Here is a 19,702-nt window from a genome sequence, read left to right on the forward strand (position 1 = left end):
GGGCTGCCGCTTCACAGCGGCAGCCCTTCCGTTGTTTGACTGGCCGTTCTGCGGACCGGCCTTTCGGCTACGCCGGGTCGATGACCAGCAGCAGGTCGCCACCCTGGACCTGTTCGACGGCGGAGACCGCCAGCCGCGCCACGGTGCCGCCGGTCGGGGCAGTGATACCGGCTTCCATCTTCATCGCCTCGATGGTTGCCACCGTGTCGCCGGCCTTGATGGTGTCCCCGGCCTTGACGATGACCGTGACCGCGCCGGCGAACGGAGCCGCCACGTGTCCGGGCTGCCCGGGGTCGGCCTTTTCCGCGACCTTGACCTCTGATTCGACGCTGCGGTCGCGCACCATCACGTTGCGCTGCTGGCCGTTGAGCGTGCAGTGCACGGTGCGCATGCCCTTTTCATCCGGCTCGGAAATAGCCCCGAGCATGGCGATCAGGCGGACGCCTTTCTCCAGCGCGATCACATGTTCGGACCCCGGCTGCAGCCCGTAGAGGTAGTCCAGCGTGTCCAGGACGGAAACGTCCCCGTAGGTCTCGCGGGTCTTCTCGAATTCCTTGGCCGGGCCGGCAAAGAGCAGCCGGTTCAGCGTGGCCCGCCGGGTGGCCGGATCCGCGGCCAGCGCTGCCGAGTCCTCCTCGGACAGCACCTCGTTGCGGGGCTTGGGGTTGCGGCCCTCCAGGGCTTTCGTCCGGAACGGCTCGGGCCATCCGCCGGGCGGATCACCCAGTTCGCCGGAAAGGAAGCCAATGACGGAGTCCGGAATGTCATACTTCCGCGGGTCGGCTGCGAAATCCTCGGGGTCAACATTGGCACCGACCAGCTGCAGGGCCAGGTCGCCCACCACCTTGGACGACGGAGTCACCTTGACCAGCCGGCCCAGGATCTTGTCGGCAGCCGAGTACATGTCCTCGATCGCCTCGAACCGTTCGCCGAGTCCCAGCGCGATGGCTTGCTGCCGCAGGTTGGACAGCTGGCCGCCCGGAATTTCGTGGGCATACACTCGGCCGGTCGGCCCCGGCAACCCCGACTCAAACGGAGCGTAGACGCGGCGGACCGCTTCCCAGTACGGCTCCAGCGAACCCACCGCGGCCAGGTCCAGGCCGGTGTCGCGTTCGGTGTGGGCCAGGGCAGCGACCAGCGCCGACATTGACGGCTGGCTGGTGGTGCCGGCCATCGCGGCGCTGGCAGCGTCAACGGCGTCCACTCCGGCTTCGACGGCAGCCAGCAGCGTGGCCAGCTGACCGCCGGCCGTGTCGTGGGTGTGCAGGTGCACCGGGAGATCGAACCGTTCACGCAGCGCCGAGACCAGCTTCGCTGCTGCCGCCGGACGCAGCAGGCCGGCCATGTCCTTGATCGCCAGGATGTGGGCCCCGGCGTCGACAATCCGGTCGGCCAGGTTGAGGTAGTAGTCCAGCGTGTAGAGGTCCTCAGCGGGGTCCAGCAGGTCGCCGGTGTAGCAGAGCGCAACTTCCGCCACGGCCGTTCCGGTCTCCCGCACGGCGCGGATGGCCGGTTCCATCTGCGAAACATCGTTGAGCGCATCGAAAATCCGGAAAATATCGATGCCGGTGGCTGCCGCTTCCCGGACGAACGCCGTGGTGACCTCCTCCGGGTACGGTGTGTAGCCCACCGTGTTCCGGCCACGCAGCAACATCTGCAGGCAGATATTCGGCATCGCCTGACGCAGCGCCGCCAAGCGCTCCCACGGGTCTTCGCCCAGGAACCGCAGTGCCACGTCGTAGGTCGCTCCGCCCCACGCCTCTACCGAAAGCAACTGCGGGGTCAGGGCCGACACGGCAGGTGCCGCATTAAGCAGGTCCTTGGTGCGCACGCGGGTGGCCAGCAGCGACTGGTGCGCGTCGCGGAAGGTGGTGTCCGTGACCGCCACGGCAGTTTGCGCCCGCAGCTCGGCGGCAAACTTCTCCGGGCCCAGCTGCTGAAGCCGCTGCCGCGAGCCAGCCGCCGGCACCGCGGTCAGGGCGCCGGTTGCCTCGAGCGCCTGCCGCGCCGGTTCCGGCAGCTTCTCCACCGGTGCGGTGGTCACCGGGAGCTCCCCGTTCGGCTTGTTGACGGTGACGTCCGCCAGCCAGGTCAACAGCTTGGTGCCGCGGTCGGCGGAGACACGGGCCTTGAGCAACTCAGGCCGTTCGTCAATGAAGGATGTGGCCACGTTGCCGGCCAGGAAATCCGGGTCCTCCAGCACAGCCTGCAGGAACGGGATGTTGGTGGAGACGCCGCGGATGCGGAACTCGGCCAACGCACGCTTGGCGCGGGCGGCCGCCGTCGCAAAGTCCCGGCCACGGCAGGTGAGCTTGACCAACATCGAGTCGAAGTGCGGGCTGATCTCGGCGCCGGTGTAGATGGTTCCGCCGTCCAACCGGACGCCCGCGCCGCCGGCAGAGCGGTAGGCGGTGATTTTGCCGACGTCGGGCCGGAAGCCGTTGGACGGATCCTCGGTGGTGATCCGGGACTGCATGGCTGCGCCCTTGATGGACACGGTCTGCTGGGACAGTCCCAGATCCGCCAGGCTCTCACCGGCGGCAATGCGCATCTGCGACTGCACCAGGTCGACGTCGGTGATCTCCTCCGTCACCGTATGCTCCACCTGGATCCGCGGGTTCATTTCAATGAAGACATGCTGCCCGGCCCGTTCGCCCACGGTATCCACGAGGAACTCAACCGTACCCGCATTGGTGTAGCCGAGTGCCTCGGCGAATTTCACCGCATCCTGGTACAGTGCCTGGCGGATGTTCTCGTCCAGATTGGGTGCGGGGGCAATTTCGATGACCTTCTGGTGCCGGCGCTGGAGCGAGCAATCGCGTTCGAAGAGGTGCATGACGTTGCCCTGGCCGTCGGCCAGGATCTGCACTTCGATGTGGCGCGGCCGCAGCACAGCCTGCTCCAGGAAAACGGTAGGGTCGCCGAAGGCGGTGTCGGCTTCGCGCATGGCAGCCGCCAGCGCGTCCGGCAGGTCCTTCCGGTCATCGACCCGGCGCATGCCGCGCCCGCCGCCCCCGGCCACAGCCTTGACGAAGATCGGGAAGCCGATGTCCTCGGCCTCGGCCAGCAGTTTCTCCGCATCTGAGCTGGGGTCGGTGGACTTCAGCACAGGAATGCCGGCCTTGCGCGCCGCCTGCAAGGCGTGGACCTTGTGCCCGGCCAACTCCAGCACGTCTGCCTGAGGGCCGACGAAGGCTATGCCCGCCCCGGCAGCCGCACGTGCCAGATCGGGATTCTCCGACAAGAACCCGTAGCCAGGGTAGATGGCGTCTGCGCCGGACTCCTTGGCTACCCGAATGATCTCGTTGATGTCGAGATACGCCCGCACCGGGTGCCCGGGCTCGCCAATTAAATACGCTTCGTCGGCCTTTTGCCGGTGGATCGAGTTTCGGTCCTCATGGGGGAACACGGCCACGGTCTTCGCGCCCAGTTCGTAGGCCGCGCGGAAAGCCCTGATGGCGATTTCGCCACGATTGGCTACCAGGATCTTTGAGAACATTTCACTCCTGCATCATTGCCGGGTCCGGACTGAGGATTTAAGACATGCCCGTCCGGCGCCGGCGCCGGCGGACTCGGTGAGCCAAGTCTCACGGACGGCCCGCTTAACTGGCAAGCCAGTGTTGCACAGATCACCCTCCTGCTGTTGTTCGCGGTCGGCATGTTACGGGACCGCGGCAGTCGCCGGAGAGAAACACCACCGGGCCGCGCCGATGGCACAGTCTCCTGCGGTGCTCCACCTATGATGGATAGGGTGCCGTGGACAAGTCCGGCGCAGAAGCCCCACGACTCGATACGTTAGGTTTTGGTTTTTACGTGCAAGTAGTGAGCATCAGCAGCCTCAAGGGCGGGGTTGGCAAGACCTCGGTCACGCTGGGTCTGGCCTCTGCGGCGCTGGCAGCGGGAATTCCTACTCTGGTCATCGATCTGGATCCGCACGCTGATGCCACCACAGGGCTTGGCGTCAAGCCGTCCCACCAGACGGACATCGGGCGACTGCTCAAGAATGCACGCAAAGCCGATCTGGCCGGGAACGTCGCTCCGAGCGGCTGGGTGGGTGCTGCAGAATCCGAACCGGCCACGTCGTCGGGCCGGAACGTCTTGGATGTGGCCGTCGGCTCGGCCTACTCCGGCATCTACGACCGCCCCGACCTGAGCCGCCGGGACCTGCGCAGGCTTTCCACCATGCTCTCGCGCGTGAATGGCTACTCACTGGTGCTCATCGACTGCCCGCCGTCCCTCAACGGCCTGACGCGCATGGCGTGGACTGCCAGCAACCGGGTGTTGCTGGTGGCGGAGCCCAGCCTCTTCTCGGTTGCCGGCACCGAGCGCACCATGCGGGCGATCGACCTGTTCCGCGAAGAATTCGCGCCAGACCTCAAAACCGCAGGTGTGGTGGCCAACCGCGTCCGGCCCAGCTCCAACGAGCATAATTACCGGCTGGCGGAAATGAAGACCATGTTCGGCGACCTGTTGCTCTCCCCCACCATCGTGGAGCAGGCAAACTGGCAGCAAATCCAGGGCGCAGCGCATTCCGTCCATCAGTGGCCGGGTGAATCGGCCAGGCAAGCCGCCTCGCTCTTCGACGACCTGCTCAAGAACATCACTGATTCGGGGCGCATGCGCAGCCGTGCGCTGCGCCGCCAGCCCGTTTGACCGCACGGCTGGACGCCACCCGGCGGCAACCGCCCAAAACAGGTCTAAACAGCGGGAGGGGCTCCGAAACCGGAGCCCCTCCCGCTGTGATTAAGCGGTAGCAGGTCAGCTGATCTTGCGCGCTGCGCGCCGACGGCTCAGTTCGTCGTCGGGGAACTCGTGCTGCTCGGCTGCGTGTTCGCTGGGGAGTTGCGCGAGGCTGCCCTCGACCTCCCGCCACACTCGGCCAACTGCGATGCCGAAGACGCCCTGTCCGCCCTGGACCAGGTCAATGACCTCGTCCGCGGAGGTGCACTCGTAAACGCTGGCGCCGTCGCTCATGAGGGTGATCTGGGCCAAGTCCTCCACACCGCGTTCACGCAGGTGTTCAACGGCGGTGCGGATCTGCTGTAGTGAGACACCAGTGTCGAGCAGGCGCTTGACCACCTTCAGGACCAGAATGTCCCGAAAGCTGTAGAGACGCTGCGAGCCCGAGCCCGATGCGCCGCGGACGGCGGGTTCCACCAGTCCGGTACGTGCCCAGTAGTCCAACTGCCGGTAGGTGATGCCGGCGGCCTTGCAGGCTGTGGGGCCGCGGTAACCGGCGTCCTCGTCAAGCACGGGCAAGTCTTCGGTGAACAGCAGGCCCTGGGCGCTTGCGGGTATGGCAGCACCGGTCGTTCGAGCGTGCGGCATCTCGCCTGCATCACCTTTAGGACTCACGTGAACCCTCCTTGTCGAAGTTCCCTGTGGGGAAGTGAGCATCGCAGTCAGCCCAGAGGTCTGGTTTCAGTCTCCCCTGAGTTGGCCTGCGGTGCAATGGGAACTGTATGCTTCGACGTTAGAACGGCGGGGGCCGCCGGTCAAAGACGCTGGCATTTTTGCTGCGGCGTGTCGGAACCGGCCCCTGTGGTTCGGCCGGTTGGAACCCGGGAAGCCAGTCCCCACTGCGCCTATTTTTCGAAGTCCTCGGGCTCGACATCGGCGAGGAATTCGCGGAACTGGCGCAGTTGGCTTTCCGCGTTGTCCTGCGCCTCGCCGCCGGATTCCTCATCGTCGGAGGCTTCGGCGATCTTGACCCCTGCTTCCTCCATCACTTCGTCCGCGCAGTAGATGGGGCACGGCACGCGCAATGCCAGCGCAATGGCGTCCGAGGCACGGGAACTGACTGTAGCGCCGCCGTCGAAAACCAGCTCAGCGAAGAATACGGTGTCTTGGACAGTGACCAGGCGGACTTCGGTGATGCGCCGGCCCAACGCCTCCACCACGTCGTTCAGCAGGTCGTGCGTCATAGGGCGCGGCGGCTTAATCCCTTGCTGGGCGAATGCAATCGCGCTGGCTTCCGGAGCGCCTATCCAGATGGGAATATGACGTTCCCCGTCGGTTTCTTTAAGCAGCACCAGCGGCTGGTTTGACGGAAGCTCGATGCGGACTCCGACTACCTCTAGTTCGAGCATTGTTCCTCCGTTCAGCGCTCCATCTGCGCCAAATGCCCATGGACCAGGGCAGTGTGCAGATTCAGGCACAGATCGCTGATTTCCTTGGCGGTTTCCGCAGCACGCGCCCGCGAGGCGACGTCGCGGCGGGAGGCCAACGGCGCCACGGCGCGCTCCACCAGCCCCACCTCGCGGTCCGCCGCGGCCCGGAAGGACCGCAGGTGGCGCGGTTCGATTCCGTGGCTGCCCAACTGCATGCAGGCGCGAACGACTTTAAGCGCATGTTCGTCGAAACGGGAGTCCTGCTCGTGGATCAGTCCGTAGGCGAGCAGGTCGTCCACCAATTCCGCCGATGCTTCACTGACCTGCAGGAGCTCCCCCCTGGTCAATGCCCGGCCGCGGCCATTGAGTTCAGCGGCCAGCGGATCCGAGACCATCCGAGGTGCCAACGTCATGCCGCCGGGCAGCGCATCCGGCCGCTCGCCGCGGTCGATCGCGTCCAGGTAGTCCTTGATCACCTTGAGCGGCAAGTACTGGTCCCGCTGCAGCGCCAGCACGAAACGGAGCCGTTCAACGTCTTGGCCGGTGTATTTCCGGTAACCGGCCGGCGTGCGCTGGGGGCTGATCAGTCCCTTTTCCTCCAGGAACCGGATCTTGGAGGCGCTGATCTGCGGGAACTCGTCCGTCAGCTGCTGCAACACCTCGCCGATATTGAGGACGCTGCTGCGGTAGCCCTCCCGGGACGACCCGAGGGTGCGCCGCGCTGGCTGGGACACCGGCACCGGTTAGCCCTGCCCCTTTGCCGCCGTGCCTGCGTAGAAGGTCAGGCGGAACTTGCCGATCTGCACTTCATTGCCGGTCCGCAACTGCAGGCTGTCCACCCGGTCGTTGTTGACGTAGGTGCCGTTGAGGCTGCCCGAGTCCACGACCATAAAGCCGTCGCCCGACCGGCGGAATTCGACGTGTTTGCGGGAGACCGTGACATCGTCCAAAAAGATGTCCGCATCCGGGTGCCGGCCTGCCGTGGTGATGTCCTGGTCCAGCAGGAACCGGGCACCGGCATTAGGGCCGCCGTGGGCTATCAGCAGCGCCGACCCTGCCGGCAACGCTGCCACCGACGCTTCCTCCTCGGAGCTGAGGTTCGGCTTGGCTGCGTGGATCAGCGTCTGCGGCGGCAAAAAGATGGATGTGGTTTCCGCATTCGCCTCCGGGTTCCGGCCGTCGCCGTTCCCGTTGTTTGCGGCGTTGCGAGCATCGCCCACCATCAATAGATCCTCCGTAAAAATGTAGCGGCCAACCGGTCCAAGACCGGCTGGCCGTTGTTTGGTTCCGGTAGCTCTAGCCTACCTGCTGTTCATACTCCGGGGCACTGAGCAGGGTCTCCAGGGCCCCCGGATCCGAAAGCTTGACCTCCAGCAGCCAGCCCTCCCCGTACGGATCGGAGTTGATCAGTGCCGGGTCGGACTCCAGCGCGTCGTTCACGGCCACGACTTCGCCGCTCACCGGGGCGTAGATATCGCTGACGCTCTTGGTCGATTCCACTTCGCCAACCACGTCGTTGGCGGTGATGGAGGAGCCGGCTTCCGGCATCTGCACATAGACCACGTCACCGAGAGCGTCTTGGGCAAAGTCGGTGATGCCGAGGCGCACAGTGCCCTCAGCATCTGCGGCAGCGACCCACTCGTGCTCAGCGGTGTACTTCAGGTCGGCGGGAATATTGCTCATCGGTTGCCTTTCTCGCACCATGAAACGTCCAATTGCTGCAGGCGAGGAACCGAGTTCCCGCCATCGCTGAAAGTATAGGCACACAAGTCCCTGCACAAGCTAATGGGAAGGCGACTGGCGACCTCTGGGGCGCCAAACCGAAAGCCGTCGGAGGCTCTCACCGGACTGCCTCCGCGTCGTCTCTCGGAGCGCCGGCAGCAGGACAGCGGCTAACCGGGGAGAGGGACAAGCGCGGGGCTCGGTCCGCGGGACTCGCACCATCCCCCGGACACGACAAAGCCCTGATGAGACTTACCGTCCATCAGGGCTTATTCTGTCGGGTTGACAGGATTTGAACCTGCGACCCCTTGACCCCCAGTCAAGTGCGCTACCAAGCTGCGCCACAACCCGAAGTTCCGCCTTCATGCATCCGGCGGAACCACCTCAAATACTGTACAGCATTTTTGCGCGCCCGATGACCACAGAGCGTGGCACGGAGGCCGTGGCCGCCGGCACGGTGTCCGGCAGCCACAGCCAGGTCAGCGCTTGCGTGCCCGCTTCTCGCGGACCCGCATGCTGACTTCGATCGGGGTGCCTTCGAAACCGAAGGTTTCACGCAGCCTGCGGGTGATGAACCGGCGGTAGCCCGGATCCAGGAAGCCGGTGGTGAACAGCACGAACTTGGGCGGCCGGGACGACGCCTGCGTGCCGAACAGGATGCGAGGCTGCTTGCCGCCGCGCACCGGGTGCGGATGGGCGGCTACCAGTTCGCCCAGGAACGCGTTGAGGCGCCCGGTGGGGATGCGCTTGTCCCAGGACTCAAGCGCACGGTCCAGCGCCGGGACCAGCCGGTCCTTGTGCCAGCCGGTCTTGGCAGAAATATTCACCCGAGGCGCCCACTCCACGTGGGCCAGGTCCTGTTCGATCTCGCGTTCGAGGTACCGGCGGCGGTCGTCGTCCAGCAGGTCCCACTTGTTGAAGGCGAGCACCAGCGCCCGGCCTGAATCGATAGCCAACTGCAGGATGCGCACGTCCTGCTCGCTGAGCACTTCATCCACGGCCAGCAGCACGACGGCGACCTCCGCCTTTTCGAGGGCGGCCTGCGTGCGCAGCGAGGCGTAGAAATCGGCGCCCTGCTGCATGTGCACGCGGCGGCGGATGCCGGCTGTATCGACGAACCGCCAGGTGCGTCCGCCGAGCTCGATCATTTCGTCGACGGGATCGCGTGTGGTGCCGGCGATGGAGTCGACCACCACCCGCTCGCTGCCCGCCAGCTTGTTGAGCAACGACGATTTGCCCACGTTCGGGCGGCCAATCAGTGCGACCCTGCGCGGACCGCCGGTGCGCTCCAGTCCCCCATAGGCGGAAAATTCGGGCAGCACGTCCATCACGGCGTCGAGCATGTCGGCCGCGCCCCGTCCGTGCAGTGCCGACACGGGATAGGGCTCGCCGAACCCGAGGCCCCACAAGGTGGTGGCCTCAGCTTCCTGAGCGATGTCGTCCACCTTGTTGGCCACCAGGATGACCGGCTTCTTCTTCCGGCGCAGCATCTTCACCACTGCCTCGTCCGTGGCCGTGGCGCCCACGTTAGCGTCGACCACCAGCAGAACGGCGTCGGCCATGTCCACGGCGATCTCGGCTTGATCGGCCACTCGGGCGTGAATTCCCCTGGCGTCGTGTTCCCAGCCGCCGGTGTCCACCAGCGTGAAGGGGCGTCCGTTCCAGTGGGCCGAGTAGGAGACGCGGTCGCGGGTTACACCGGGGGTGTCCTCGACCACGGCCTCGCGCCGGCCCAGGATCCTGTTGACCAGGGTCGATTTGCCCACGTTGGGCCGGCCCACGATCGCCAGCACCGGTGCGACGTGCAGCGGTTCTTCCTCGGAGATGGGCTCGTCCGCGGCGGCCAGCAGTGCGGCGTCTTCGTCGTCCAGTTCGTAGTCCGCCAGGCCGGCGCGCAGCGATGCCGCCCGCAGTTCGGCGTCGTCGTCGTCGAGCGCAAGCATGTGCTCAGCGATCTGGTCTTCGCCCGCCGGACGGTATTCCTCGTCGGCCGTCCGTTCCGCCGGGGACGGTCCGGGCTGGGTCTCACTCATCGTCTGTTCCTTCTGGGTAGGCTGCAAGCCGTTTATCGTCGCGGGTGTGGGTGGGCCGGAAGCCGCTGCCCGGTGAACGCCTCGCTGCGCCGGACATGGCCGGACAACTGCCGGCGGATCGCTTCGGCTGCAGTGTCCATTGAAACACGCCAGGAGGCCAAGGGCAGCCGTCTTCCGGCCCGGGTGGGCTCAGTGCGCGGCATGCCGAACGACGGCGAGCACCGCTTCCACGGTCTGGTCGAAGTCCAGGTCGGACGAATCGACGGTGAAAACGCCGTCGGCGGCCTCGGAGAAATTCACCACCGTCGAATCCTTGGCGTCACGGGCCAGCACCTGCTCGTGCAGGTCGGCGTCGCTCTGCGTTCCGCCCAGCTGGAGGCCGCGCCGGCGCAGCCGTGCCTCTTCGCTCGCGGTCAGCAGCAACCGCACCTCCGCGTCGGGGGCGACTACGGTGGTGATGTCGCGGCCCTCGGCAACAATCCTGCGGCCCGAATCCGCGATGATCTGCTGCTGACGCCGGACCAGTTCAGCCCGGGCACCCAGCGTGGTGGCCACGGCACTGACCGAGGCGGAGATGGACGGCTCGCGGATCTCGTCGGTGACGTCGGTCGAGCCGATGCGCACAAATTCATCGTCCGGGTTGGTGCTGATCTGCAGGTCCACCTCCTTGCAGGCTTGCTCGACCGCTGCCGCATCAGCCAAGTCCACACCGGTGTTGACGCAGAACCACGTCACGGCGCGGTACATGGCGCCCGTGTCCAGATAGGACGCGTGCAGCCGGCGCGCGGTTTCCTTGCTCACCGACGACTTGCCGGAGCCCGACGGCCCGTCGATGGCAACCACCAGCGCCTTGCCCTGCCGGTAACGAGCCATGTCCACTTCCGCCGCGCTCATTGCACAACCTTCCATCCATGTGAGGTGAGATATTCGATCAATTCGTGCCGCTTGCTGGGCAGCACCGCGATCTCCGCCAGCCCCACCGGCTGTCCTGCCGAGTGCCCCAGGCGGAAATCTTCCAGGTTGATACCCTCCTCACCGATTTCGGTCAGCAAGCGGGCGATCTGGCCAGGGGTATCGTCGACCAGCACGGTCAGCCACGCGAACGCCTGCGGAGGTGCGCCGTGCTTGCCCGGAATCCGAGCCTGGCCGGCGTTGCCCTCGCTGATCAACTGGGCCATATCCAGCCGTGCGCCATCGGCCTCCGGCTGTTCCAGAGTCCTGATCAGCCGCTCCAGGTCTTCGCGCACGCCGTACAAAAGGTCCACCAGCCGGGCCGCATTGGCGCCGAGGATCTGCACCCACAGTGCGGGATCGCTGGCAGCGATCCTGGTCACGTCGCGCAGGCCTTGGCCGGAGAGCGACAAGGCATGCGCCGGCGTGTCCTGCAGCCGGCTGGCCAGCAGCGAGGACATCACCTGGGGCAGGTGCGAGATCATCGCCACGGACGTGTCATGTTCGTCCGCGGACATCCGCGAAACCACCGCGCCCAGATCGATCGCCAGCGCCTGCGCGGTCTTCACGGCGCCCGGCAGCGACAGTTCAGACGGGCACAGAACCCACGGCATCGACGTGAAGATCTCGCCGCGGGCGGCGACCGGACCGGATTTCTCGCGGCCGGCCATCGGGTGGGTGCCCACGTAGCGGCCAAGGTCGGCCTCGGTCAGATCCGGGTCCTTGGTCAAGGCCTCGTAAACGGCCGTCTTGACGCTGGCAATGTCCACCACGACGGCGTCCGGGTAATCGCGCAGGGCCTGGGACACGACGACGGCGGTGACGTCCGGCGGCGCCGCGACGACCACCAACTGTGGCTCCACGCGCTCGCCCTGCGCCAGGACGCGTCCGGCGCCGATGTCCTGTGCCACGGCCTGGGCCGACGGCGACGGATCCGACAGCAGGACGTCAATGCCGCGGGCACGCAGGCCGAGGCCAATGCTGGCTCCCAGCAGCCCGGTACCGATCACCAGGACCGGCCCGGACAGATGGGTAGCCTGCACATGTGCTGGATTCACCTGCTACATCCCCACCAATGCCAGCAAATGCCCGGCCTCCTGGCGGCCCAGCGCGCGAACGCTGCCCTGGCGCTGATCGCCCAGCCGGATGGGTCCTACTTGGGTCCGGACCAGCCGTTCCACCGGGTGCCCGACGGCGTCGAACAAGCGCCGCACCACCCGGTTTTTGCCCGAGTGCAGCACGACTTCCACCAGGACGTGGCCCGGCGTGGAGTCCACCAGCTTGAACGAATCAACCGAGGAAACGCCGTCTTCCAGCTCGATGCCGGCTTTCATCTGCGCGCCTACACCGTGAGCCATCGGCCCCCGGACCTGCACCAGGTACGTCTTGGGGACCTCGTAGGACGGATGCGTGAGGCGGTTGGCCAGTTCGCCGTCGTTGGTCAGCAGCAGCAGCCCTTCGGTGGCCTGGTCCAGCCGGCCGACGTGGAAAAGACGCTGGCCCTGCTGGGGCTTGAGGTAGTCGCTGATGCAGGGGCGCCCTTCGGGGTCCTCCATCGTGGAGACAACCCCCTTGGGCTTGTTGAAGACCAGGTAGGTCAGCGTCTCGTCCATCTGCACCCGGATACCGTCCACGTGGATGACCGCGTGGGCGGGATCCACCCGCACGCCGAGCTCGCGCACCACAACGCCGTCCACTTCAACCCGGCCGGCCTGGATCAGCTCTTCGCACACCCGGCGCGAGGCGACACCGGCCCCGGCGAGGACCTTCTGCAGGCGCACTCCCTCGGGATCGTGCAGGTCGGAAACTGCTCCGGTGCCGCGCGAAGGACGCTCAGCTCGGCTCACCGGGCCCAGATTCTGGCCGAAGCGCTCCCGGCCGAAGGCCTTGGGCCCGGCGGGGCGCTGCGGCTTCGCGCCGCGGGCCTTGCCCGCGCCGGCCTTGCCGGCTGCCTTGCTGCCGTACGGTTTGCCGGTGCCCGGCTTGCCTGCGCCGGGCTTACCGGCACCGGGTTTACCTGCAGCGGCACCGGCCGACGACGGCTTGCGGCTCCCCTGCTTGCCCGCAGCCGGTTCGGCCGGTCCCCTGCGGCCACCCGGCCCGGCGCTCTTGCCGTATTCGTTGCGGTCCTGGTCCCGCCCGGCACCGGGGCGGCCGCCACCCGGCCTGCCGGCACCGGTCCGGTCTGCGCCGGTCCGGCCTGCGCCGGTCCGGCCTGCGCCGCCGGAACCGCTGGCCTGACCGGCCCGGCCGCGTCCCTGGGCAGAGCCGCCTTCCGGCCGGCGCTGGGCGTCGTCCGAACGGCGGGCGTCGCCGGGATGCTTTCCGCCGCGGGGATTATTCCGTCCGGAACCGGAACGAGGCGGTTGTGTCATGGTGGATCCTTACCCGTGGGAACTACGTCATTGGTCTGGCGCTGCCGGGTGCCGGCAGTCTAGAGCGAAGCGTCGTCGTACTCGGACAGGTTTTCCAGCCCCGGCAGATGCGGGGCGATCTCCGGCAGTTCGCCGATGCTTCCTATACCCAATCTTTCCAGAAAATACGAGGTGGTCCGGTACAGGATGGCTCCGGTCTCCGGATCGGTGCCGGAATCCTCGATCAGCCCGCGTTGCGTCAGCGTCCGAACCACCGAGTCAACGTTGACTCCGCGGATGGCTGAAACCCGGGCTCGCGAGACCGGCTGGCGGTAGGCGATGACCGCCAGCGTCTCCAAGGCAGCCTGGGTCAGTCGGGCGGTCTGGCCTTCCAGCACGAAGCTGGACACCAGCGGAGCGAAATCGCTGCGCGAGAAGATGCGCCAGCCACCGGCGATGTTGCGCAGTTCGAAACCCCGAGGCGCGGTGGCCGGCTGGCCGTCAAAGGAGGCACCGCCGTCGTAATCCCGCTGCAGATCCAGCAGCAGGGACTGGACGGTCTCCACTGGCAGGGAAAGCGCGGTGGCCAATTCGATCTCCGAGGCCGGTTCATCGATGACCATCAGCACCGCCTCCAAGGCAGCGCGGGCGCCGCCGGGCAACTGGTCCACGTCGATCGCCGGCCCGCCCGCTGCATCCGTCACAGGATCAGTCATGGGTCTCCTCCGTTCCGTCCGCGGCCGTTTCCGGCACCGGGGTGTCTTCGTACTCCTCGCTCAGGTTCTCGCCGGTCCATTCCGAGTCCGGGCCGGTCCAACGGACCGTCAGTTCGCCCAGCGGCGCGGCCTGGTCGAACGCGATGACCGCGTCGCGGAACATCTCCAGCAGCGCCAGGAAGCGCGCGACCACCACCAACGTGCTGTCTGCGTCAGCGGTCAGCGAGCGGAAGGACAGCGGGCCGCCGGCCTGCAGCCGGGCGCCCAGAATGGCGGCTTGCTCCTTCACACTGACCGGCGGCGCATGCAGGTGGGAGAGCCCCACCCGGGTGGGGGCAGGTTCCTTGGGCTCCAGCGCCTTGGCCGCGAGGGCGGCGAATTCGGCCAACGGCGTGCGCCAGATCAGCTCCGGCAACAACGCCGCGAAGTGCGGTTCCAACGAGACCTGGCGCGGAAAGCGGTCAGCTTCGCGGACCAGTCGCTGTCCCAAGAGCGCCGCGATTTCCTTGAAGGCCTTGTACTGCAGCAGCCGGGCAAAGAGCAGGTCGCGGGCCTCCAGCAGGGCGATGTCTTCGTCGTCTTCGACCTCACCGGTCGGCAGCAGCCGGGCGGCCTTGAGATCCAGCAGGGTGGCTGCGATGACCAGGAACTCGCTGGCTTCGTCCAGGGCTTTGTCGTCGCCGGCGGCCTGCAGTCCACGGATATAGGAAATGAATTCGTCGGTGACGCGGGAGAGCGCCACTTCCGTGATGTCCATTTCGTGCTTGGAAATCAGTCCCAGCAGCAGATCGAAGGGCCCGCTGAAGTTGTCCAACGTCACAGCGAATCCGGCCGTCTTGTGGCCGTCTTCCGGGCCGGCCGGTACCGTTTCCGGAACTGCCGGAGGACGGCCAGCAGGCTGGTCGTCCGCCGGCGCCAGCGTCATCAGGGGGCGCCGCCGCGCGAAATGAGCTCCCTGGCCAACTGGCGGTAGGCAGTTGCACCGGCGTGGTTCCCGGCATAGCTGGTGATCGGCTCAGCGGCGACGGTGGCATCGGCGAACTTGATCGTGCGCTTGATGACGGTTTCGAAGACTTTGTCTCCGAACGCCTCAAGCAGGCGGCCGATCACCTCGCGGCTGTGCAACGTGCGCGGGTCGTACATGGTGGCCAGCACGCCGTCGATCTGCAGGCGCGGATTCAGCCGGTCCTGGACCTTCTCAATGGTTTCCACCAGCAGCGCCACCGCCCGCAGCGCAAAAAACTCGCAGATCAGCGGAATGATCACGCCGTGGGCCGCGGTCAGCGCGTTGACGGTCAGCAAGCCCAAGGAGGGTTGGCAGTCGATCAAGATGATGTCGTAGTCGTCTTCGACTTTGCGCAGCGCATGCGCCAGAACCTGCTCGCGTGCCACCTCGTTGACCAACTGCACTTCCGCGGCGGATAGGTCAATGTTGGCCGGCAGCAGATCGATGTTCTCCACCTCGGTGGGCTGGATCGCCTCGCGGATGTCCGTTTTGCGGTCCATCAGCACGTTGTAGACGGTCAGGTCCAGCTCATGCGGATTGGTGCCGAGCCCGGCGGACAGCGCACCCTGCGGGTCAAAATCGACCAGCAGCACCTTGCGGCCGACCTCGGCCAAGGCGGCGCCCAGGTTGATGGTGGAAGTGGTCTTACCCACCCCGCCCTTTTGGTTGACCATTGCGACGATCCGCGCGGGGCCGTGCGATGTTAGGACGGGCGGTTCAGGGAACTCGGTCAGCGGCCGGCCGGTGGGGCCCAGGACATCCTCGTCCGCTGGCCGCAGAGTGGTTGTCGAACCTTGTTCGCTGTTCACGTATCAAACCCAGCTTCCATCGTTTCGCTGCCGTACTTCTTCCTGACAAGGTTACAGCGACGGTCCTGCCATCGATCGACAGGACGCTGACGATCGGCGAGCCTTTAGCTTCAAGTAGAGGTATAAGGTTCGGCCCGTCATCCCGCAGCGGGGTCGGTCTGCCACAGGCCCATCACGTTCCCCTCACTGTCCCGGAAGTAGGCGAAGTACCCCATCTGCGGTACTGCGTCCTTGGCCTTGACCGTCGATCCGCCATGACTGCCGATTTTTTCCAATGCGGCGTCGATATCATCGACGTCGACCGTGATAATCGGGCCGGTCAGTTCGCCCTCGCGGCGGAACATGCCGCCGTTGATGGCTCCAGGCTCGGTTGGCATGCCTTGGTCGTCGGTCGGGGTTGTCCCCAGCGAGGTGTAGTCGATCTCCGGCATCGTGCCGATATTCCAGCCAAAGGCCGAAGCGTAAAACTCTCTCGCGCGGTCCAGGTCCTCCGCTGGAATTTCGAAATGCACCACACGTCCGGCCATTGCTCTCACCTGCATTCTGCGTGAAGGGATGGCGTGGTGATCCACACCACATCGACAAAGTGTAGGGCGACAACCGCTCGGCCACTAGTGGCCGGGAACTGCCTTCGGGAAGCGATGGGAACAACGCTTCTGCCTGCGCGCGCTGCACCCAACCCTGCACCGCCGACGGGTTTGGTTCCGGCCCGGCGGCGGAGCGCCAGCGGGGCTGGCAGGCGGACCGGCCAACCTCGCTTCTGTATACATAAACAAACGAATTTGGTGTCCCACGCGCCTCCTCTAGCGAAAACAGGCCCGCCGTGTATACAGTAGGACGGTGAGCATCGTGGAACGGCAAGCGCCAGCGACAGCAGGTGGTCCGCCCCTCAGGGCCAGCGAGCGGGCGTACTGGGCGCTGCGCGAGGACATCGTCGAATGGCGGCTGCCTCCGGGTACCGTCTTGGGCGAGGTTGAACAGGCGGCGCGGCTGGGCATCTCCCGCACTCCCCTGCGCGAGGCACTGGGCCGGCTGAATGCAGAAGGGTTGACCGCGCCTCATGCTGGACGCGGCGTCGTCGTCGCCGCTATCTCGCTGGAGAACGTCACCGAGCTTTTCGAATTGCGTACAGCACTGGAATGCCAAGCGGCGGCCTTGGCCGCCCAGCGCGGCGAGCCGGCCGTTTTCCGCCAGCTGCAGCAGGAATTCTTGGCCGCCGCGGACGCCATGCGCGGCTCTGCGCCGGATCCGCAGGACTACTACGAGCTGGTCGGCCGGCTGGACACCGCCGTGGACCGCGCGGCAGGAAACACGTACCTGCACCAGGCGATGACCAACCTCCGCGTCCATCTGGTGCGGATCCGACGGCTCGCCCGGGACAATCCAACCAGGCTGCTGGCTTCCGCCGCAGAACACGCCAACATCGCCGGCGCCATTGCCGACGGCGACAGCCAGGTGGCGGCGGCGGCGACCCGGATCCATCTGCACCAGAGCCTGAAACACTTCAAGTCCACCAATCCACACCATCGACCCGATTTGCCAGCCGAGAGGACAGTTTAATGACCGTCGAGAACCATGTGCGTGTCTACCGCAGCGAAGAGAACCTGCCGCGCGAAGACCAGCTTGCCTACAAGATCGCCCGGGTGGCCACGGACCCGGTGGAGGTGTCCGCCGACGTGGCCGAAATGGTGATCAACCGGATCATCGACAACGCTTCGGTGGCCATCGCGTCGTTGAACCGCGGCCCGATCGTCGCGGCGCGGGCCCAGGCGCTGAGCCACCCGGTCTCCGCTGGCGGCCAGGGCGCCGGTATCTTCGGCATCGCGGAGAAGACTTCGCCGGAGTGGGCGGCGTGGGCCAACGGCGTGGCCGTGCGAGAACTGGACTACCACGACACGTTCCTGGCCGCGGACTACTCGCACCCGGGCGATAACATCCCGCCGATCCTGGCGGTGGCCCAGCACGTTGGTTCGAACGGCCGCGACCTGCTCCGCGGCATCGCCACGGGCTATGAAATCCAGGTAAACCTGGTCAAGGCCATCTGCCTGCACAAGCACAAGATCGACCACGTGGCCCACCTGGGTCCGTCGGCTGCCGCGGGCATCGGCACGCTGCTGGGCCTGGACGTGGAAACCATCTTCCAGGCTGTGGGCCAGGCGCTGCATACGACGACGGCGACCCGCCAGTCGCGCAAGGGCGAGATCTCCACCTGGAAGGCCCATGCACCGGCCTTCGCGGGCAAGATGGCGGTGGAAGCAGTGGACCGGGCGATGCGCGGGCAGACTTCGCCGGTGCCGATCTACGAAGGCGAAGACGGCGTGATCGCATGGCTGCTGGACGGGCCGGACGCCTCCTACACCGTCCCGCTGCCGGCCCCGGGCGAGGCGAAGCGCGCCATCCTGGACACCTACACCAAGGAACACTCCGCCGAATACCAGGCCCAGGCCTGGATCGACCTGGCCCGCAAGCTGCACCGCGAGCATCCGGAAGCCACCGACGCGGACAAGGTGAAGTCCGTGCTGATCAAGACCAGCCACCACACGCACTACGTGATCGGCTCCGGCGCCAACGATCCGCAAAAGTACAGCCCGACGGCTTCGCGCGAAACCCTGGACCATTCGATCCCGTACATCTTTACCGTGGCGCTGCAGGACGGCGCCTGGCACCACGTTGACTCCTACGCCCCGGAGCGGGCCGCCCGGCCGGACACCGTGGCGCTCTGGAACAAGGTCAGCACCGAGGAAGACCCGGAGTGGACCCGCCGCTACCACTCGCTGAACATCGCCGAAAAGGCGTTCGGCGGCTCGGTGGAGATCACGCTCACCGACGGGACCGTCATCACCGACGACATCGCGGTAGCCGATGCCCACCCGCTGGGCGCCCGCCCGTTCACCAGGGAACACTACGTCAACAAGCTGCGCACCCTGTCCGCCGGGATCGTCGACGATGCCGAAATCGACCGGTTCCTCGCCGCCGTCGAGCGGTTGCCCGAACTGGCCGCCGGAGAGCTGGACCAGCTGAACATCCAGGCCGCCGACGGGGTCATCGACCTCTCCGCCGGCCCGAAGGGACTGTTCTAAATGCTCTACCCGGCAACAACACCCGAGCAGAAACGCCGGACACTGCGCGAGGGACTGGCCTCGGGTGCGCTGCAGCAGTTTCCCGGCGCGTTCAACCCGCTCTCGGCCCGGCTGATCCAGGAGAAGGGTTTCGACGGCGTCTACATTTCCGGCGCCGTGCTGGCCAATGACCTGGGCTTGCCGGACATCGGCCTGACCACGCTGACCGAAGTCGCCACCCGGGCCGGGCAGATCGCGCGGATGACCGACCTGCCCGCCCTGGTCGACGCCGACACCGGCTTCGGCGAGCCGATGAACGTGGCCCGCACGGTGCAGGAACTGGAAAACGCCGGCCTGGCCGGCTGCCACATCGAAGACCAGTTCAACCCCAAACGCTGCGGCCACCTGGACGGCAAGAACGTGGTGGACCTGGAAACTGCCAGCAAGCGGATCCGGGCCGCCGCGGATGCCCGCCGGGACGAGAACTTCCTGATCATGGCGCGCACCGACATCCGGGCCGTGGACGGCCTGGCCGCGGCACAGGACCGCGCCCGCGCGCTGGTTGACGCCGGGGCGGACGCCATCTTCCCCGAAGCCATGCGCACCCTGGAGGAATTCGCTGCCATCCGCGAAGCCGTTGACGTGCCGGTGCTGGCTAACATGACCGAATTCGGCAAGAGCGATCTGTTCACCGCAGAGGATCTGTCCTCGGTAGGCGTGAACATGGTCATCTACCCGGTGACCCTGCTGCGCAGCGCGATGGGGGCCGCCGAGCGTACCCTGGACGCGATCAAGGCGGAGGGAACCCAGCAATCGCAGGTCGGGAACATGTTGACCCGTGCGCGTTTGTACGAATTGGTGGATTATGAGGCGTATAACCAATTCGACACCTCTGTATTCAATTTCCAAGTGCCCGGTCAGCACTGACCACAAGACATAGGA

The 19,702-nt window shown here is 66.3% G+C and carries 18 protein-coding genes and 1 tRNA gene; 4 read left to right on the forward strand and 15 right to left on the reverse strand.

What is annotated here, in order from left to right; all coding sequences use genetic code 11:
* Positions 1–67 precede the first annotated feature (67 nt).
* Positions 68–3,499 carry a pyruvate carboxylase gene (locus AC5RWX_RS17695; protein WP_493957922.1) on the reverse strand — a complete coding sequence of 1,144 codons (3,432 nt, stop codon included), beginning with the start codon at positions 3,497–3,499 and terminating at the stop codon, positions 68–70.
* Between the two features lie 314 nt (positions 3,500–3,813).
* Here AC5RWX_RS17695 and AC5RWX_RS17700 point away from each other — a divergent pair, with 314 nt between their 5' ends.
* The gene (locus tag AC5RWX_RS17700) at positions 3,814–4,653 is read left to right on the forward strand and encodes a ParA family protein (RefSeq protein ID WP_493940301.1); all 840 of its coding nucleotides are present in this window, start codon (positions 3,814–3,816) and stop codon (positions 4,651–4,653) included.
* 105 nt (positions 4,654–4,758) lie between these two features.
* On the opposite strand, the gene AC5RWX_RS17705 is transcribed toward AC5RWX_RS17700, so the two are convergent.
* The 14 genes from AC5RWX_RS17705 to AC5RWX_RS17770 all read right to left on the reverse strand — a co-directional run bounded on the left by AC5RWX_RS17705 (position 4,759) and on the right by AC5RWX_RS17770 (position 16,228).
* On the reverse strand, positions 4,759–5,355 hold the full coding sequence (locus AC5RWX_RS17705; protein WP_493940300.1) for a MerR family transcriptional regulator: 597 nt from the start codon (positions 5,353–5,355) through the stop codon (positions 4,759–4,761).
* Between the two features lie 230 nt (positions 5,356–5,585).
* Positions 5,586–6,089 carry a bifunctional nuclease family protein gene (locus AC5RWX_RS17710; protein WP_493940299.1) on the reverse strand — a complete coding sequence of 168 codons (504 nt, stop codon included), beginning with the start codon at positions 6,087–6,089 and terminating at the stop codon, positions 5,586–5,588.
* A gap of 11 nt (positions 6,090–6,100) precedes the next feature.
* Positions 6,101–6,844: a transcriptional regulator FtsR gene (ftsR, locus tag AC5RWX_RS17715; protein WP_493942932.1), complete on the reverse strand. Its 744-nt coding sequence runs from the start codon at positions 6,842–6,844 to the stop codon at positions 6,101–6,103.
* 9 nt (positions 6,845–6,853) lie between these two features.
* Positions 6,854–7,333, reverse strand: coding sequence for an FHA domain-containing protein (locus AC5RWX_RS17720; RefSeq protein ID WP_493957923.1), 480 nt, complete (start codon positions 7,331–7,333; stop codon positions 6,854–6,856).
* 73 nt (positions 7,334–7,406) lie between these two features.
* On the reverse strand, positions 7,407–7,793 hold the full coding sequence (gcvH, locus tag AC5RWX_RS17725; RefSeq protein WP_127514488.1) for a glycine cleavage system protein GcvH: 387 nt from the start codon (positions 7,791–7,793) through the stop codon (positions 7,407–7,409).
* 316 nt (positions 7,794–8,109) lie between these two features.
* A tRNA-Pro gene (locus tag AC5RWX_RS17730) sits at positions 8,110–8,183 on the reverse strand.
* 128 nt (positions 8,184–8,311) lie between these two features.
* Positions 8,312–9,865, reverse strand: a complete 1,554-nt coding sequence (gene der / locus AC5RWX_RS17735; RefSeq protein WP_493942930.1) for a ribosome biogenesis GTPase Der — start codon at positions 9,863–9,865, stop codon at positions 8,312–8,314.
* 189 nt (positions 9,866–10,054) lie between these two features.
* Positions 10,055–10,759, reverse strand: a complete 705-nt coding sequence (gene cmk, locus AC5RWX_RS17740) for a (d)CMP kinase (protein WP_493957924.1) — start codon at positions 10,757–10,759, stop codon at positions 10,055–10,057.
* Positions 10,756–11,874 carry a prephenate dehydrogenase gene (locus tag AC5RWX_RS17745; protein ID WP_493957925.1) on the reverse strand — a complete coding sequence of 373 codons (1,119 nt, stop codon included), beginning with the start codon at positions 11,872–11,874 and terminating at the stop codon, positions 10,756–10,758. Before AC5RWX_RS17745 ends, cmk begins: the two co-directional genes overlap by 4 nt.
* Before the next feature lie 3 nt (positions 11,875–11,877).
* On the reverse strand, positions 11,878–13,191 hold the full coding sequence (locus tag AC5RWX_RS17750) for a pseudouridine synthase (protein WP_493957926.1): 1,314 nt from the start codon (positions 13,189–13,191) through the stop codon (positions 11,878–11,880).
* A 59-nt stretch (positions 13,192–13,250) separates the two neighbouring features.
* On the reverse strand, positions 13,251–13,886 hold the full coding sequence (gene scpB / locus AC5RWX_RS17755) for an SMC-Scp complex subunit ScpB (protein ID WP_493942926.1): 636 nt from the start codon (positions 13,884–13,886) through the stop codon (positions 13,251–13,253).
* Positions 13,879–14,811, reverse strand: a complete 933-nt coding sequence (locus tag AC5RWX_RS17760; protein ID WP_493940291.1) for a segregation and condensation protein A — start codon at positions 14,809–14,811, stop codon at positions 13,879–13,881. The genes scpB and AC5RWX_RS17760 overlap by 8 nt, the downstream gene beginning before the upstream one ends.
* The gene (locus AC5RWX_RS17765; protein WP_493940290.1) at positions 14,811–15,701 is read right to left on the reverse strand and encodes a ParA family protein; all 891 of its coding nucleotides are present in this window, start codon (positions 15,699–15,701) and stop codon (positions 14,811–14,813) included. Before AC5RWX_RS17765 ends, AC5RWX_RS17760 begins: the two co-directional genes overlap by 1 nt.
* Before the next feature lie 137 nt (positions 15,702–15,838).
* Positions 15,839–16,228 (reverse strand): VOC family protein, encoded by a 390-nt coding sequence (locus AC5RWX_RS17770; RefSeq protein WP_493940289.1) that lies wholly within the window; start codon positions 16,226–16,228, stop codon positions 15,839–15,841.
* 313 nt (positions 16,229–16,541) lie between these two features.
* Between AC5RWX_RS17770 and AC5RWX_RS17775 the strand changes: the two genes are divergently transcribed.
* Genes AC5RWX_RS17775 through prpB form a run of 3 tightly spaced genes read left to right on the forward strand, consistent with a single transcriptional unit; the run spans position 16,542 to position 19,687 of the window.
* Positions 16,542–17,261 (forward strand): GntR family transcriptional regulator, encoded by a 720-nt coding sequence (locus AC5RWX_RS17775; protein WP_493957927.1) that lies wholly within the window; start codon positions 16,542–16,544, stop codon positions 17,259–17,261.
* On the forward strand, positions 17,261–18,781 hold the full coding sequence (locus tag AC5RWX_RS17780) for an MmgE/PrpD family protein (RefSeq protein WP_493957928.1): 1,521 nt from the start codon (positions 17,261–17,263) through the stop codon (positions 18,779–18,781). The genes AC5RWX_RS17775 and AC5RWX_RS17780 overlap by 1 nt, the downstream gene beginning before the upstream one ends.
* The gene (gene prpB, locus AC5RWX_RS17785; RefSeq protein WP_494077318.1) at positions 18,782–19,687 is read left to right on the forward strand and encodes a methylisocitrate lyase; all 906 of its coding nucleotides are present in this window, start codon (positions 18,782–18,784) and stop codon (positions 19,685–19,687) included.
* Positions 19,688–19,702: the final 15 nt, after the last annotated feature.

Source organism: Arthrobacter sp. SPT-J7 (assembly GCF_059089965.1).